14 protein-coding genes and 2 pseudogenes are annotated in these 15,973 nt (G+C 49.9%); 9 read left to right on the top strand and 7 right to left on the bottom strand.

Translation table 11 applies throughout. The annotated features are described in order from the left end of the window. Nucleotides 1-76: 76 nt before the first annotated feature. Nucleotides 77-1,277: pseudogene (gene tnpC, locus HAV38_RS22085) on the top strand (IS66 family transposase); the annotation flags it as partial. Between the two features lie 282 nt (nt 1,278-1,559). Here the strand turns inward: tnpC and HAV38_RS06420 are convergent. After that, the gene (locus tag HAV38_RS06420; protein ID WP_168053446.1) at nt 1,560-2,237 is read right to left on the bottom strand and encodes a hypothetical protein; all 678 of its coding nucleotides are present in this window, start codon (nt 2,235-2,237) and stop codon (nt 1,560-1,562) included. 172 nt (nt 2,238-2,409) lie between these two features. On the opposite strand from HAV38_RS06420, the pseudogene HAV38_RS06415 reads away from it, so the two are divergent. The 8 genes and pseudogenes from HAV38_RS06415 to ribBA all read left to right on the top strand — a co-directional run. Next, nucleotides 2,410-2,705, top strand: a pseudogene (locus tag HAV38_RS06415) (hypothetical protein); the annotation flags it as partial. A 457-nt stretch (nt 2,706-3,162) separates the two neighbouring features. Continuing rightward, entirely contained in the window at nt 3,163-3,828 is a 666-nt protein-coding gene (locus tag HAV38_RS06410) for a flavin reductase family protein (protein ID WP_168053444.1), read from the top strand. 267 nt (nt 3,829-4,095) lie between these two features. Further along, nucleotides 4,096-5,343 carry a molybdopterin-dependent oxidoreductase gene (locus HAV38_RS06405; protein ID WP_168053442.1) on the top strand — a complete coding sequence of 416 codons (1,248 nt, stop codon included), beginning with the start codon at nt 4,096-4,098 and terminating at the stop codon, nt 5,341-5,343. Between the two features lie 15 nt (nt 5,344-5,358). Next, on the top strand, nt 5,359-6,162 hold the full coding sequence (locus tag HAV38_RS06400) for an electron transfer flavoprotein subunit beta/FixA family protein (RefSeq protein WP_168053440.1): 804 nt from the start codon (nt 5,359-5,361) through the stop codon (nt 6,160-6,162). 29 nt (nt 6,163-6,191) lie between these two features. After that, complete coding sequence (locus HAV38_RS06395; protein WP_168053438.1) at nt 6,192-7,220, top strand: electron transfer flavoprotein subunit alpha/FixB family protein; 1,029 nt, start codon at nt 6,192-6,194, stop codon at nt 7,218-7,220. Between the two features lie 191 nt (nt 7,221-7,411). Continuing rightward, nucleotides 7,412-9,028 (top strand): electron transfer flavoprotein-ubiquinone oxidoreductase, encoded by a 1,617-nt coding sequence (locus HAV38_RS06390; protein WP_168053637.1) that lies wholly within the window; start codon nt 7,412-7,414, stop codon nt 9,026-9,028. A 178-nt stretch (nt 9,029-9,206) separates the two neighbouring features. Beyond that, nucleotides 9,207-9,734 (top strand): AmiS/UreI family transporter, encoded by a 528-nt coding sequence (locus tag HAV38_RS06385; RefSeq protein ID WP_168053436.1) that lies wholly within the window; start codon nt 9,207-9,209, stop codon nt 9,732-9,734. A 16-nt stretch (nt 9,735-9,750) separates the two neighbouring features. Further along, nucleotides 9,751-10,974, top strand: a complete 1,224-nt coding sequence (ribBA, locus tag HAV38_RS06380; protein WP_168053635.1) for a bifunctional 3,4-dihydroxy-2-butanone-4-phosphate synthase/GTP cyclohydrolase II — start codon at nt 9,751-9,753, stop codon at nt 10,972-10,974. A 180-nt stretch (nt 10,975-11,154) separates the two neighbouring features. Here the strand turns inward: ribBA and HAV38_RS06375 are convergent, their stop codons facing one another. From HAV38_RS06375 to sfnG, 6 genes are all read right to left on the bottom strand, one after another. Next, nucleotides 11,155-11,697, bottom strand: coding sequence for a hypothetical protein (locus HAV38_RS06375; protein ID WP_168053434.1), 543 nt, complete (start codon nt 11,695-11,697; stop codon nt 11,155-11,157). Between the two features lie 219 nt (nt 11,698-11,916). Then, a complete protein-coding gene (gene ribA, locus HAV38_RS06370; RefSeq protein WP_168053432.1) occupies nt 11,917-12,519 on the bottom strand; it encodes a GTP cyclohydrolase II RibA in 603 nt (200 codons plus the stop codon). A gap of 264 nt (nt 12,520-12,783) precedes the next feature. Beyond that, on the bottom strand, nt 12,784-12,969 hold the full coding sequence (locus HAV38_RS06365; RefSeq protein ID WP_168053430.1) for a hypothetical protein: 186 nt from the start codon (nt 12,967-12,969) through the stop codon (nt 12,784-12,786). A 127-nt stretch (nt 12,970-13,096) separates the two neighbouring features. Next, nucleotides 13,097-13,384, bottom strand: a complete 288-nt coding sequence (locus tag HAV38_RS06360; RefSeq protein WP_168053428.1) for a hypothetical protein — start codon at nt 13,382-13,384, stop codon at nt 13,097-13,099. A gap of 132 nt (nt 13,385-13,516) precedes the next feature. Further along, nucleotides 13,517-14,116 carry an NADPH-dependent FMN reductase gene (locus HAV38_RS06355; RefSeq protein ID WP_209216626.1) on the bottom strand — a complete coding sequence of 200 codons (600 nt, stop codon included), beginning with the start codon at nt 14,114-14,116 and terminating at the stop codon, nt 13,517-13,519. Between the two features lie 153 nt (nt 14,117-14,269). Next, entirely contained in the window at nt 14,270-15,430 is a 1,161-nt protein-coding gene (gene sfnG, locus HAV38_RS06350) for a dimethylsulfone monooxygenase SfnG (protein ID WP_168053426.1), read from the bottom strand. Nucleotides 15,431-15,973: the final 543 nt, after the last annotated feature.

Raw genomic sequence — 15,973 nt, 5'->3', positions numbered from 1 at the left:
TGCGGCCCGGCAAAGTCGTAGCGCGGCCAGCGCGCAGCTTAGCGTAGTGCACGATTCTTCGTACTCGACCTCATAATTTCCGAGTATTGAAATTTGCCACGAACCAGACAACTTGACTTGCCGTTATGGCTGCCAACTACAACGCATTGGCGAGGATATCAGTGAGAAACTTAACTATACGCCAGGCGCATTCAGCGTCGAACGTCATGTTCGCGGGCAATGGGCTTGTGCGAGCTGTGAGACATTGATTCAGGCACCTCTCCCGGCCCAAGTGATTGAGGAAGGCATTCCCGCTGCAGCACTGCTGGCTCAGGCGCTGGTGGCCGGGTATGCCTATCATCCCCCCCCCTTTATACCGGCAAATCAGTATCTTCGGGCGCGTCCGTTTGTCGTTGCCAATTTCAACCCTGGGTGCTTGGGTAGGTATTGGGGGGTTGCGCTGCGCGCTGAAATGTTGCGCGAAGAGGTTCTTTACGCCGATGAAACACCGCTGCCCATGTTGAGTACGGGTAACAAGAAGACCACCGTGGCTATCTGTGGGCCTCTGCGAGCACACGTTTCTCTCCTCTGCGGGTCGTCGTTTATGACTTTGCCAAAAGTCGGGCAGAAGAATACGCCAGAAATTCCTTGGCGACTGGAATGTCAGTCTGATTTGCGACGATTATGGTGACTACAAAAAAGGATTCCAGCAGGGCATTTTGACAATCGGCGGCATGGCACACGCACGCCGAAAATTCTTTGATCTGCCAATCGCCAATCAAATCTAGATTGCCGAGCAAGCTGGAAATTCTTTACGGCCCTCTACGATATTGAACGGGAGGTCCTCACCCTCACGTCCAAAGAATGGCGGAAAATTCGCATGGCGTGCGCAAAACCGATTGCCGACATGCTGCATGCGTGGATGCAGAGTCAACGCCAGATGGTACCGGAGTGGTCCGCCATTGCCAAGGAACTGGATTACAATCTCAAACGCTGGAATGCCCTCGTCCGCTACTTCGATAACGCCTACCTTCCCATCGATAACAATTGGATTGAAAATCAAATAAAACCGGAGGCAATTGGGAGATGAAACTGATTATTCGTCGGCTCCCTGCGCGCCGGAGAACGCGCGGCAGCCCTCAGCGATCATGAGCTTTATTCAATCCGCCAAGCTCAATGGACACCATCCGTATCTTTATCTCAAAGATGTGCTCACGCGTTTGCCTATTCAAAAAGCCAGCGACATATCCTCACTCTTGCCGCACCGCTGGAACCTTGACCTGTCAACCGTCTCCTAACGCGGATCGCTAAACGGTGTAGGGGTCAAGGAGACTTCGCTAGCCGCTTACACTCAGGCTTATCGTGCGCGCTGATCATCAAGCGTTTTGGGAACGGTCTTTGTCGGTATGATCGCTGCACCGGCCGCGAATTGGTAGAGGCCGAGTTTCAGCCGATGTATCGGTCACCCAACTGGCGTAAGGGTGTATCCGCCTGCTCACACTGCAAATCTATCGCGTTAGAAGGTCATCTCTTCGCGACTACTCAAACATCTCTCTATAAATTTATGGTTAAACTGCAAATTATACGAGTTTGGTGGGGTCGTAAAGTTCATCTAAGGTATTACGGAATTTCGCCCAGTGGCTCTGGTAATAATCTGAAGTAGATGTTTTTACTGCATCATTACTCGGTTCTTCGTCAAAAATAACGGTTACGAGTTTGTCATAACGCTCTTCCTTTTTATCTCCTTGCAGGACGTGCTTAAGTCCCTCTGATAATATTTTTCTTCCCAGGGGACCATAATTTTGCGCTGCGAGGCCAACTTCCGGCAGTAGGCGATTAAAATTAACAGACTCTCTGTCATGACTAGTTTCATCGGTAATAAATAAATTAGCCATGGTAAACGTCGGGAGCCCAATTTTAATGGCATTAACCGATTGTTGTATCAGACTCTCTTTCAAGGAAAGTTTGGTGTCGCCGATGCCATTCAAAAAGTCACTGCAAATGCAAATATCATTTTTTATATACTCTTTATCCGCGCACGCTACCTCGGAAAGTTTTTCTTTTATTCCTTTAATATATTGCTGCTTGATATCGCTTCCAGATTCGGCCACTTGTTTCAAGGAGGCTGCAATATCAGTATCCTTTTTTACGGTTAAAGGATCGATGACATTGAAAGTATTATCAATCAAATCCTGAATCGAGAGTTTCCTCAGGTTTGATGATGGTGTGTTACCGCCGCTACTTATTGAACTCAGCATGTGTTATTTCCGTGAATGAGATGGTGGGCATACCATAAATATTTTTACTTAAAAAAGATTGCAACTTTCGATCATTTCACATGAAAACATAATTATTTTCCGAACCTGTCGCATAACATTTTTAGTAATGTGTTCGCTCAACTCAGTGCTCGCCGCCTCGAAGGTTGTCGACATTGTCGGTGTACAGATTTGGAAATCAGGACAGCGGCGCGGTGTGACACGGGCTCTGAAGGCGATAATTAAGCGCCACAGTGCCATTGAGCCGACCATTGGCCATATGAAATCGGGCGGCAAGCTCGACAAAAGCTGGCTCATAGCCTTGGGTGATGCGATGCACGCGATTCTGAGCGGTGCTGGCACAATTTACGCATGATCTTGAGAAAGCTGCGGCTTTCTTGTGACCAAATTCTGGACAACTTGGGGCGCCGATTTCTCACATCGCATCTGACGACATCACCACTGAACTGAAAAATTGAATTATTCACGGCCGACTACTTAGGTCGACACCTACAGGTTTTTCATTTACTACGACGTTTCGATTAGAAACAGTATCGTTTCTCAAAGAAACGAACGCGACCCAACCCGTTTCATCACGCACGGTAGAGCAGGCGCCTAGAGTCAAATTCCCCAAGGCTCTGGCCAAAATTACCTCGGCGGCGGGAGTGATCAGGACGATAAATTGGTCTGGCACGAACTATGCTAATTTGAATGAAAGAAATTATCTTTTGAGGCAGTACGCGGCATTAAAACAATTGTTCACATAGCGTACAAAATATTGCATCCACCGGGTTCAGTTAGGCTATTGCAAGCATCTTAAACTTGCAAAAGCAGCAGCTTTTTGCGGAAAACGCAGGCTAAAACCACCGTGGTCGCTATATTAAAAATTAATTCGCTATTTGTGCTGGTTTCCAAATGGAGAAGATCTATGAAAATTGATGACAAACTCTTTCGAAAAGCAATGAGCTCGTTTCCAAGCGGCGTGACGATCGTTACTACGCTTGATACGGAGGGACAATCGCGGGGATTCACAGCAACCGCGTTTTCTTCACTTTCGTGTAATCCACCGATGATCTTGATCTGTCTTTCTAACAAAGCAGAGTGCTTTCAGACATTTACCTCGTCGGGCCGCTTTGCGGTCAACATTCTCAGTCAGGACTATGAACAACTCGCAATGCGCTTTGCGACGACGGGGGCTGACAAGTTCGCCGGTGGCGAGTTCGTATTAGGGGAGAGTGGACTGCCCGTTTTGCCTTATGCGCTTGCTTCGCTTGAATGCAAGGTCGACCAATTTCATCCTGGTGGCGATCACGTCATTCTCACCGGGATCGTGGAGCACGCAAACGTCCATGAGGGTGAGGCTACCGTTTATTTTGGTGGAAAATTTCGCTTTTTGGCGGAACTTGTTCCGGCAAAAATTGATGCGTTAAAACTTCAAGTTACTGCCCTGATGATTAAGGCAGTTCGCAAGGAAACCAGGGCCGGTACGCTTGACTGCAGAGCGGTCCTCGACGAGACGGGATGCGACGTACAAAAAGCTATTGATTTAATTCGTTCACGTGGACAGAAGACGCCCAAGATTGTTTGGGTGTGAAGATGATTCGTCCAGAGCACGATAGCATTTTAAAAATACCAGGATTTATACAGGTAAATGAAAGCGAGGGCGAGCCTGTTTCGGCGGTGCCTGCCGGTGACGCGGCTCCCGGAGTTATCGCATTTACGCGCGACCGAGCTGGCCTTTCAAAGTGGTTTTTCGCTGCGAGATTCTGATTGGTAGCTGGCAAATTAAATGGCCTGTTTTTCGGGTGCTCGCGGTTGTAATACTTTATTAATCTTAAATAAATACTAGGAGATTTCGATTATGGCTCGCGAAGAACTGGAAGGCGAATGGACTCAGGGTTGGCCCGATCGAAAAAGAGCGCGCTTGATGCCCAGTAAAGATGCAGATGGGCGAACGATCTACGCCCGGACCCCAATTCTTGAACTAGAAGGCCTGATTACGCCGACCGATGCCTATTACATCATCGCCCAACTGAATATGCCAGAACCTATCCACCCAGACGATTACGTTTTTTCGGTGACCGGTATGGTAGATCGGCCGCTGAAACTGACGTTGAAGGATTTGCAGCTGCTACCAAGCCGGACGGTCCGCGTGGTAACCGAGTGCGCTGGGGACGACGGGGAGTTTTTCGGGTGGCAAAAAAATGGCGGCAAGAAACCGTCGCGGCTGAAGAAGCAGGCAGAAGCGGGAGGGTGGAATCAGATGGTCCCGGACGGCAAGAAGCCGGAAGTGGCTGAGCTTTTGAATACCATTCCGACCACTTGTCTGGTCAGCGGCGGCGAGTGGACCGGTGTGCCATTGTCGGAAGTACTTAAAAAAGCCGGAGTAAAGGCGGGTGCCGTCAGCGTGCATCTCGTCGGATTTGACAAGGGCCGGCCAGATCCAACCGCACAGTATCTATCTTCAGGTCGCACCGACATCGAGATATTCGATCCGGGGATCATTAACTATGACAAGGCGCTGGAGCTTGAAAAAGCACTACACCCGGATACGATCCTCGCATGGGCGCACAACGGAGAACATCTGCAGCATGTACATGGTGCACCACTTCGATTGGTAGTGCCCGGGTGGTCTGGAAACTGGTGGGTCAAGTGGATCGAAGAGATCGAGCTACTCGACTACACTCCTGACTGCTATTACCAGACGCATTACTTCGTTCTGGCAGACACGCCCGAGTCGACCGATCGCAAGCCATGCAAGGCATTGGGATGCAAGAGCATCATAACGTATCCAATTGATGAAGATTCGCCGATGGAGCCCGGTGCACATGCTGTGCGCGGACTTGCCTGGAGCGGTGGCGGAGCCATTACCCGCGTTGAGGTGAGTCTCGATGACGGCGAAAGTTGGCGCGAGGCCTACGTTGAAGAACACCAAGACAAATGGTTATGGAAACGCTGGTCGTTTGTGTGGGAGGTCCACAAGCCGGGTCATTACAAGATAATGGCGCGCGCGTATGACGAAATTGGCCGCATCCAGCCTACACAACCCTGGAATTTTCAGCAAAAGCACTTTGATGGGATTGTTCCCGTTGATGTTGAAATCCGCTAATAGAGGAGTACCTCAATGCATATCGTTGTCTGTGCCAAGCAGGTTCCCAACCCTGAAATCGCATCCAGTATTTTTAGAGTGGACGAGGTGAACAAGCAGGTTGTCGCAATCGCCGGCATGTCAATGGTGGTAAGCCCTTTTGATGAGCAGGCCATGGAAGCAGCATTGCGTATCCGGGAAAAGGGTGAGGACGTAAAAATTACGATCATGAGTATGGGCCCACCCTCTGCGCGCGATGTCATTAAGTACGGATTGTCGATGGGCGCTGACGAAGGCGTATTACTGACCGATCCAAGTTTCGACGGTGGCGATGCATTCACGACGGCGCTGGTTCTGACCGAGGCAATCAAAAAGTTAGGTGGGTGCGACTTGGTACTTACCGGACGCCAGGCGGCTGACTGGGACGCAGGAATCGTCGGATGTGGCATTGCCGAAATGCTAGGTATTCCTGCTATTACCTTCGCTAAATCTGTGCAGGTGGACGCGTCGACGCTGCGCGTGATTCGTGTCTTGGATGACGGGTTCGAAACCGTTGAAACGGCTCTACCGGCGGTGGTCACGATCTCCAACGAGCTTGGCACGCCTCGCACTGCCAACCTGCGTGAAACCATGCGTGCAGCGCGCAAGCCTGTACAGGCATGGACTGCCGCCGATCTTGGACTCGCAGCAACCCAAGTCGGTAACGCGGGCGCGCGCCGATGCCTGGAAAGGCTGTATGTGCCAGTCAAGGCGCGTCATTGCGAGTTGATTAAAGGTGCCTCGCCAGAAGAACTTGCACGAAACCTGGTACAGCGATTGCAAGAGGCCAAGCTTATTTAACCGTCTTATATCAGCTTACGGAGTCAGTCATGACAAAAGCAAACGGCATATTGGTAATAGTTGAATTGAAGCAGGGTAAGCCGAGCGGACCAACCTGCGAACTGCTTGGCTTGGCTGCACTATTGGCCAAAGACACCGGCGGCAAGGTTTTTGCAGCTGTATTCGGTTCCGCAATCGATGCGGCAACGCAAACGCTTATCGCCCACGGGGCTGACATAGTGTACCTGGCAGACCATCCTACACTTTCAGAATATCAGGCCGACGCTTGGGTCCAAAGCGTCGCTAAGATTACTCTGCAAGCGGTTCCAGCGATCGTGCTACTCAACCATACCGCCACAGGCGCTGATCTCGCTCCGCGCCTTGCTTTTCGCCTGGGCACGATGGTTGCAATGGGTGCGATCGAGTTGGCTGTCAAAGACAGTGCGTTTCATATAACCCGTCCGTGCTATGGCAACAATGCTCGCGAAGTGTTGTCGATTAACACCGAGCCGGCAATCGCGACCGTAAAAGCCAAGACCCAGGAAGCCCTTGTGGCGGACTATGGTCGTGTAGGGGAGGTTATAAGCGTCCCTATCGACATTGATCCCGCCACCCTTCGTACGCGTGTCGTTGATCGGCAGCGGGAAGTATCAGAAGGCGTTAGTTTAGAAAGCGCGACCATCATCGTGGCCGGCGGGCGCGGCTTGGGCGGCCCCGATGGCTTTCGCGAGCTGGAAAAACTTGCGAGTCAGCTTGGTGGTGCGGTAGGCGCCAGTCGCGTCGCTTGTGATCTGGGTTGGTGTCCGCCCTCCTGGCAGATCGGCCTCACCGGCAAGACCGTCGCACCCGATCTCTATATTGCGGTCGGCATCTCCGGCGCCAGCCACCATCTGGCAGGTATTGGTGCAGCCAAGACCATCGTGTCCATTAACAGTGATCCGGACGCCGCAATGTTCGATGAGGCCCGCTATGGCATTGTTGGCGATCACAAGGAAGTGCTGCCAGCATTGGTTGCCGAAATCCATAAAATGAAAAGCACAGTTACTTCCGGTGGGCAGTTTACGCAGGGCGTGGGCTGACGAGTATTGTTATCCGAGATGCATGGCGGATTACTCAGCCGGTCAGCGTCAGAAAAGCTTGGTTACATTATGGATTGGCCGCAGCTTGTGCATCAGGCTGCCAGTCATTAGTGAATTGCACCCGTACGCAAGTCCTGGTAAGACGTTGATTGACCAACTTTCAAGGAGTGAGAGTGTTAGATCGTTCGTTCATGGAGTATGACGTGGTGATAGTCGGCGCAGGGCCAGCGGGTCTGTCAGCCGCTATTCGCCTGAAACAACTGGCGAAACAACATAAACGCGAAGTAACAGTCTGCGTGATCGAAAAGGGTGCCGTCGTCGGCGCACATAACCTTGCCGGGGCAGTGCTGGAACCGCGCGCCCTGAACGAACTCCTGCCGGATTGGAAAAATTTGGGCGCGCCCCTCATTACGCAAGTAAAAGAGGACCGTTTCATGTTTTTTACTAAAAATAAAGCGATGAAACTGCCGACTCCGCCATCTATGCACAACGGGGAAAACTACGTAATAAGCTTAGGCAGTTTCTGCCGATGGCTGTCGGAACAGGCCGAATCACTTGGCGTTGAAATCTATGCAGGGTTCGCTGCCGCCGAGGTACTCTACAGAGATGGCGTCGTCTACGGTATCGCCACAGGAGACACTGGTGTAAGCAAGGCGGGCGCGCACACTGACCGTTATCAGGCGGGTATGGAATTGCACGCGAAGCAGACGATTTTTTCCGAAGGCTGCCATGGCTCGCTGACCAAAACACTCTTCAAAAAGTTTGATCTGCGCAAGGGTGTATGCGCGCAGACCTACGGCATCGGGATAAAAGAATTGTGGGAGGTCGCGCCCGAAAAGCATCAGTCCGGACTCGTGATGCATTCGGTCGGCTGGCCGCTAGATAACCAAACCTATGGCGGCTCGTTTATGTACCACCTGGAAGGCAATCAGGTCGCGGTGGGGTTCGTTGTTGGACTCGACTATTCGAATCCGCATCTGAGCCCCTTCAATGAGTTTCAGCGATTTAAAACACATCCAGCGATTCGTGAAACCTTCAAGGGAGGACGCCGCATCGCCTATGGCGCACGCGCCTTGTCCGAGGGTGGATTCCAGTCTATACCGAAGCTTACTTTCCCTGGTGGCATGCTCGTTGGCGACACGGCTGGCTTTCTCAATGTGTCGAAGATAAAAGGCATACATACAGCAATGAAGTCGGCCATGGTCGCCGCCGAAGCGACCTTCGACCATTTATCAGTTGGAGTCATCGAACCCGAAATCAGCGACTATCGCGCACGCCTCGAAAACTCCTGGTTGTGGCAGGAGCTTCGCCTGACCAGAAACATTCGCCCTGCGTTTCGATGGGGTTTAATCGCGGGCATGGCGCACGCCGCGTTCGATACCTACGTGCTCCGCGGAAGAGGGCTCTGGACCTTGCGCCACCATGCCGATCATGAAATGCTCAAAGACATAAAAAAATGTTTGCCCATCTCCTATCCCAAGCCAGATAACAAGATTACTTTCGATAGAACTTCCTCGATCTTTCTGTCGAACATACAGCACGATGCCGATCAACCGGTGCATTTACAGCTTCGTGATAAAAGCATTCCAATCGCAGTCAATCTCACAAAATACGGGGCACCAGAGCAAAATTATTGTCCAGCCGGCGTGTACGAGATCGTGCGCGATGCAGACGGCCACAACCCGGCGTTATTGATCAATGCGCAGAATTGTATTCATTGCAAAACCTGTGATATCAAAGATCCTACGCAGAACATTGACTGGGCTGTTCCGGAGGGTGGCTCTGGTCCGAACTATCCGAACATGTAAATTTGTAGTCCGCCACGGATTGATTTCGACCGCTTCGTGCACCAACGCTGCGGGCGTTCAATCCTAACGCTGTAAGACGATGAATTCCAGGAATGCCTTAACCACATCATTGTGGAATAAAGGGGTGATCTATCCCGCAAATGTTGGATTTTATAATATTAAAATAAGGAGACTCACAATGACGGGTGATTTCTTAGGCGTTCCCTTGATGTTCATAGGCATAGCAGTAACGCTAAATGCGGCTTGGCTAGGGCAAAAAGTTGATACGCGCGATGTCGGCATTTATAACCTGCTTGCCGGAACTCTGGGGGCAATCGGATCAGTTTATTTCGCGTGGGCGCATTCAAACATTCCATTGTCTGCTGCGGTAATGCTATTTGCGATGACATTTATATGGGTCGGTATCAATGCAATTCGCGGTGCTGTGGACCAGCGTGCTCTTGGCTTGTACTGTCTGCTGGTCGCTATCATTACCATTCCCTTTGCGATCCAGGCTTATCGTGGCGGCGACCTTGGCTGGGCTTTCGAATGGGTTACTTACGGCATACTTTGGTATTTGTTTTATCAATTGATGGGTCGTGCAAATACGCGGTCTATGGGGCTGACTATCGCAGTTACCTATTTTGTCGGCATCGAAGTATTGATAACGGGCTGGGTTTATTTGTACGGCTACTGGCCCTTTGGAAAAATGTGGCCGCTTCAATAAGGAGAAAAGCATGAACATAAACCTGGCGCAGACCGAAGAGATTGTCGCTGAGCTGAAAGCTGGACGGATGGTCATTTTAGTTGATGGAGAAGATCGCGAAAATGAGGGAGATCTTGTGGTGGCGGCAGAGTTTGCGACGCCGCAGGTAATCAACTTTATGGCTACGCATGGTCGCGGGCTCATCTGCCTGACGCTTACGGATGAACGTTGCAGGCGCCTTAACTTACCGCAAATGGTTGTCGAAAACCGAACTTCCCACAGCACGGCATTTACGGTTTCGATAGAAGCTGCGACCGGTGTAACGACCGGTATTTCGGCAGCAGACCGTGCGTGTACAGTCAAGGCCGCTGTCGCACCTGATGCGACTAATCTTGACCTGATTCAACCTGGGCACATCTTTCCATTGCGCGCACAACCGGGCGGCGTGTTGAGGCGAGCGGGCCACACCGAAGCGGGATGTGATTTTGCACGGCTGGCCGGATTGGAGCCTGCTGCAGTGATCTGCGAAATCTTCAAGGATGACGGGACGATGGCACGCTTACCGGATCTGGTTATTTATGCAAAACTGCATGGCCTAAAACTCGGGACTATCGCAGACTTGATCAGCTACCGCATGCGAACCGAAAAGTTGGTGGAGCGGGTAGCAAGTCGTTTCATCAAGACCAATTACGGCCGATTCAATTTGACTGCTTATCGCGAGACTTTATCAGGCGTCGAACATTTTGCCATACTCAAAGGCGATATTAAAGCTACGACCGAGACCTTGGTAGGGGTGCAGGATATGCCATCGGCGATGGAGATGCTGCAGGTAAACGGCTGCGGCAATTTCTTTTCCTTAAATCAGGCTTTGGAAAAAATCTCCGGCGTGGGTGTGGGTATGATGATCTTGTTGCAGCAGCCTGAGAACCAGGCCGGATTAATAGGGCGGGTAATGAGCGAGGACTCCGTTGGACTAGCGAAAATGCTGGACGTAGTAAGCCAAGGTATCGCTGCGCAAATATTAAAAGATGCAGGCGCTGGCAAAATAAGGCTACTGACAACATTACGGACGATGCCGTCACTTGTAGGTTTTGGTCTTGAAGTGACCGGTTACGAAAGTCAGGTTCCGGAAAAGCTCGTCAACGCGAACAACTGGCTCAGTGATCGATTTACGTCACAGTTTTGGGTTGGTGGTCGTACCCAAGAGCAGCCAGATGAGGATGTCAATGTGATGCAGCGACATTGGCAGCTCCAAAGTTAACTCTGTGTTCATGCGCCGTGTCGACCCTGCGTGCTGGGGTCGACGTTTGGTGAAACTGTGTAGTCGCTAATGTCAAAGATGATCAGGCGCACATCGCCTAAGCTGTCAGGTGAGCGACTTTTCGCAACCCGCACACCAGAATCTATGTGATAAAAAGCCGCATTCGATAAACAGATTATCTCAACCCTTGGCGATTGTAAGCATCTTCAGCGCTTCCATTTTTACGTACATCGTTTGATTGGTTTTATGTGCCAGAAACCCGGTAGCGTCGTCTATCATCGCCATCAAGCCTACCCTCAGGCAGGTCCTCGCTATTGAAATTGCTTGGTCTACGGATTTGCAGTTGGCCCGGCTCAGCAAGTCGCGTTCCCAGGCTTCGAGATATTTCTCTAATATCTCGATGACGATCAGCGCGTCATAGCCGATTTCATGCTGTTTCATTCCTGTAATCTTGAACGTAAATGCATTGCTTTCAACCAGAGCATTATTAATCAACGGATTTACTTCGAGTAACGCTAGCAAGTCCACGCTCTGCTCTCCAGCTGTTAACAATCTCGTCAGTTCTTTTGAGGAAAAGGCGCGCCGGAAGTCGTTGAGCACGTGGCACTCATAAGCAATACCATTGATCTTTAATTTGCCGCGGAATATCGAACTAGGTATCACTGCATCGTCGCCGCTATGGGCTGATTCAAGCGCTGGTTGATTGTGGTGTTCCGAAGTCATCCCGAAGCCCTTTTTGGTTGCCAGGATAGTATGAAAGAAAGTGCTGACTCAGAAGGTAGTACTCTCTATGCCAACATAAAACATGACCACTACAAAGGTGGTGGAATCGAAAAGGATGAAAACAAAGCGCATTCAGATTTGAACAGTGACCTCCGTTTGCAGAGTGCTCGATACGATTGAGTCACAAATTGGCTTACTGCATCAAATTCAATCTACGCTTCAATAATTATTTTCTATAAACGCAGTGGCCCTCGAATGTTTTGCGTCGAGATAAGCTTTGTTGAGAGGATTTTCATGTTCGGTGGTGAGAACCTGTCCCGAAACCTCAATCCCGAGTTTACGCAGGTTTTCAATTTTCTCTGGATTGTTCGTAAGTAGCCGCACCGTCAGGATACCCAAAGCACGCAACATTTGCGCTGCGATATTGTATTCCCGCGCATCTTCTGGATGGCCTAAAAGTGCATTTGCGCTATAGGTATCCACGCCGGTTTCCTGTAGCAAATAAGCTTCAATCTTTGCCCGTAACCCTATGCCCCGGCCCTCCTGGCGAAGGTAAAGCAGAATTCCTCCAGTTTCAGAGAATATCCTCAAAGCCTCTTTGAGCTGTTCACCGCAATCACATCTGAGCGATCCTAGCGCATCGCCGGTAATGCATTCCGAATGTATGCGTATCAACGGCACGCCGGTGAAGTTATCCTTTGACTTAAAAATAAGCGCGAAATGATCTCGCCCGTCGTCTCCCTCAAGGCCATAGAATGTCGCGATTTCCGGATGACCTCCTGTTTTAAGCGGAAGCTTTGCTCGCGTTATCTTCAATGCCATGGTGTCATTAACCAATCTGTTCTGAGCAGCGCAACACGCTTTTGGTGAGCGCCGTTACTTCTAGTTCGACGCGCGACTAGAAAAATGACAGGAGTAACGGGGTAAAAATTACTCACCTATATTTTCAGTGCGCCGTTAATGAAATAAATTTGGTTATATATTATTGCAATCCAGAACTGCGAGGCCCCACTTTACAATTTACGCAATTTTGTACAAATCCTGACGCTGTTTTCAAGATATTTTTGCATTCCCACGAAACCATCTTTACACCCAAACAATTTTGGGTGTTTTCTGTCCACGCAAACGAATCAACTCGATAGCCTTTTCTACGTCGCATCCGGTCTCCTCCAGAACTGCCCTGCAGTCGAGGGTACCGGCTCGGGTTTCCTTGCGAACTGCCTTTATCATCAAGGCAGTAACTTGAATTTTTAATTTTTCGTCAATCTGCATAAGTCTTCTCCATCTAGAAATCAGCACAAATATCGACTAGATTTTCAAGTATAGCCACCCAGCTCGGTATTGAAGTTTCACCCCGTCAAAACCTAAAGCAAAATGCTATCAGGAACTGTATTTCTATCTAATCATCGTAACTAGTGGAGGTATCCATACCGATGCCTCCATGGTTTCTGGGGAACGATGCGACCAGACCCTGGCTTTTTTTCGGCAGTTCCTTGTATAGCTTCTCCGCGTCTAGTGGCGACAACACTTCCAAGCTATCCTTGCCGCTTTCGCGTTGAACAAAATAGTTCGAGTTGGATGCTCGAAATAAGAAAGTGGATTTTTCGTCTGATGCCAGCAAATAAGACGTGTCAGTCCGGTAACGCTCGCCATCAACAACCATAGATATATTCTTTGGCTCATTCATAATGTCCTCGAGTAGTCTTAAAAAAATGGGTGCTTTTTTAGTCGACGTTGGGTCCGACTGTGGCATCCGGAAATCTAATAACAGCTGAGCGGCGCTGTCCCGGTCTGGCGATTTTTAAATTGTAAACGCTATTTAGGTGGTCAATACTTTTCGAATAATTACCGGCCCGCTTGCACCCAGGGCTTCTTGCGGGAGGTGTTCATAAAGCCTCACGACGCCTTCTCCCAACTGTCGTAGCCGATCAATAATGCCCACGTCTATCAAGGTTTTTTCCGAATAATGATCATTATTGATATAGACCGAACCTGGCAACACGAATGCATGGAAAAAGCCAAGTAGTGGCTTCAACTCGTGCTCCAGTGCCAGGTAGTGGTGGTCACTCGCAGCGGTGGCGATCAAGCCGACCGGCTTGCCGGCCAATGCATCATTTGGGATGATATCGAAAATGTTTTTTAAGATTCCAGTGTATGAGCCACGATACATTGGCGTCGCTACCAGAAGACCATCTGCCGCCTGAATTTTCTTAATAATTTCCTGCGTCACGCCCTCGTACTCCTCCGGATTTCTGCCATCACAAAACTGTACATCGTGGTCGCGAAGGTTAATTATTTCGGTCGAAACTGAAGGGTTAAATTTACCGGCAAATTCCATTGCCATTTCAATTGCAATCAAGGTTTTAGAGCAACGGGGCTTTACTGAAGGGCTGCCCGACAATCCTAGAAGTTTCAACATATCCTCCGCTTGAGCGTAAGTTCATCAGGATAACAACGGGCCATCCGAAGTGCGCGCAGTTCAAATTCAGTTTATTGCGAACACCCGCGAGAATGCTTCGTTAAGACGATTTTGAAAGGTGCCCTCGCAATTCACGAGGACACCAGTGCCTGCTTAAGCCGCTCTTGCCTTTTTCTTTCTAAGAGCTTCTTCTTTTTCACGAACAAGGGGGATTACCGTCTTACCAAACTCAGCCAGTTCGGTGTTGTAGTGCAGGAATCCGCATAGGATGACTTTCATCCCCAGTTCCTTCAACTCCATAATCCGGTCGGCTACTGATTCAGGGGTTCCTATCAGGCCCGTCTTAAAGCCGTCATTGTATTGAACCAAGTCTTCAAATGAGGAGTTGGCCCACATGCCGGTACCATCTGACGAGGAACGACCAGCATTCTTCACTGCTTCGCCAAAGCCTTTTACAGCTTCGACGTCCGCGTTAGAGATGATGTCGCGAAGTGTTTCCGTCGCCGCCTTCATGGTCGGCCGGACAATGCAGAAACCGTTTGCACCGAATTGCAGTTCGCTCGGATCGCGGCCAGAAGCAATTGCCGCCGAAATAGTTCCACTCATGATGGCTTTGAAGCCAGCGTTGGAATTTCCATTCATGAATAGACAGTCGGAGGCCCGGCCTGCCATTTTCTGAGCATCCGTTGAATTTCCACCTTGGAAAACAACAATTCGGTGAAGTGGTTTAGGTAACATCGGAGCAGCGTTAATTTGATAGAAATCCCCGTAAAACGTGAATTCGTCTTCAGTCCACATTCCCTTCATAACGCGGATAAATTCTTCTGAACGGCGATAGCGCTCTGAGTGATCTAGCCAAGGAAGGCCAAGTGCTGTAAATTCACCTTTGAACCAACCGCTGACCACATTGATTGAAGTTCTTCCGCCACTAATAACATCTAGCGATGCCTGCATTTTTGCGACAATCGCTGGGTGCCAGAGACCTGGATGGACTGCCGTGATCAGTTCAAGGGTTTTAGTTTTCGCAAGGATTGCCGAGGAGATCACAAACGCTTCGTGCTGATGATCTGCTCCATAGCTCGCGAACCACCGTGTTTGCGCCAACGCCGTAACGAAACCATTGGCTTCGGCGTCCTGCGCATATTTGATGTTGGCTTCTGGACTCCAATCTGTGTCCATCGGAATGGTGGTAACAACGAGCCCGCCGGAAATGTTCGGAACCCAGTAAGCAAATTCTAACTGGTCCGACTCAAGCCAAGCGGATGGTGCTGCTGGGTTTTCGGAATTGGGTAACAACCTAGGATATGTAGCCATATTTTAAAACTCCTTATCAAGGTGATTAAATAATCGTAAACAGCTGCGGCATTGAATGTTTTAACGTAGATCTAAACAGCGAACTTTCTATGCATCCGACCCGGCGGAAAGTTCGAAAATCAAAAGCATTGAGCGACTCTAATGTGTGGCAACCATGCTCTGGCTCTTGTTAGAAAACGCAGATATTTTCTCGTGCCTCGTGGAAGAGTTGCTGCTCCGCATAGATAGCCGTATCCCCGAAGCGCGTGGGAGTAAAATTGGGGGCTCTTTCCATTCGTTAGAATTACGTGCCATGCCAGTTCCTTTTAGAGTCGGTGAAAATCAATGATTTGCCATACTCGATGAGCAGCAAACCTCTTTGAACTCTACTGAGCATAGTTCGTGCCAGACCGGTCGGATCAGCTAAATCGGCCGCCCCGGAGAGGAGGTTTCGGCAAAGCGCCTTAGCACTGTGCTTTCGGAAAACGTGGTGTGCAGTGCGCGAGGAGTCGGCTTGAGCAAAATTTGTTTCTTTGGGAAACGATGCCGTTTCGTCTCGAAACA

Origin of the sequence: Glaciimonas immobilis (assembly GCF_011947285.1) — a bacterium.
Lineage (GTDB): Bacteria > Pseudomonadota > Gammaproteobacteria > Burkholderiales > Burkholderiaceae_D > Glaciimonas > Glaciimonas immobilis.
Note: the sequence above shows the minus strand (reverse complement) of the source record. Positions and strands in the feature narration are given on the sequence as shown.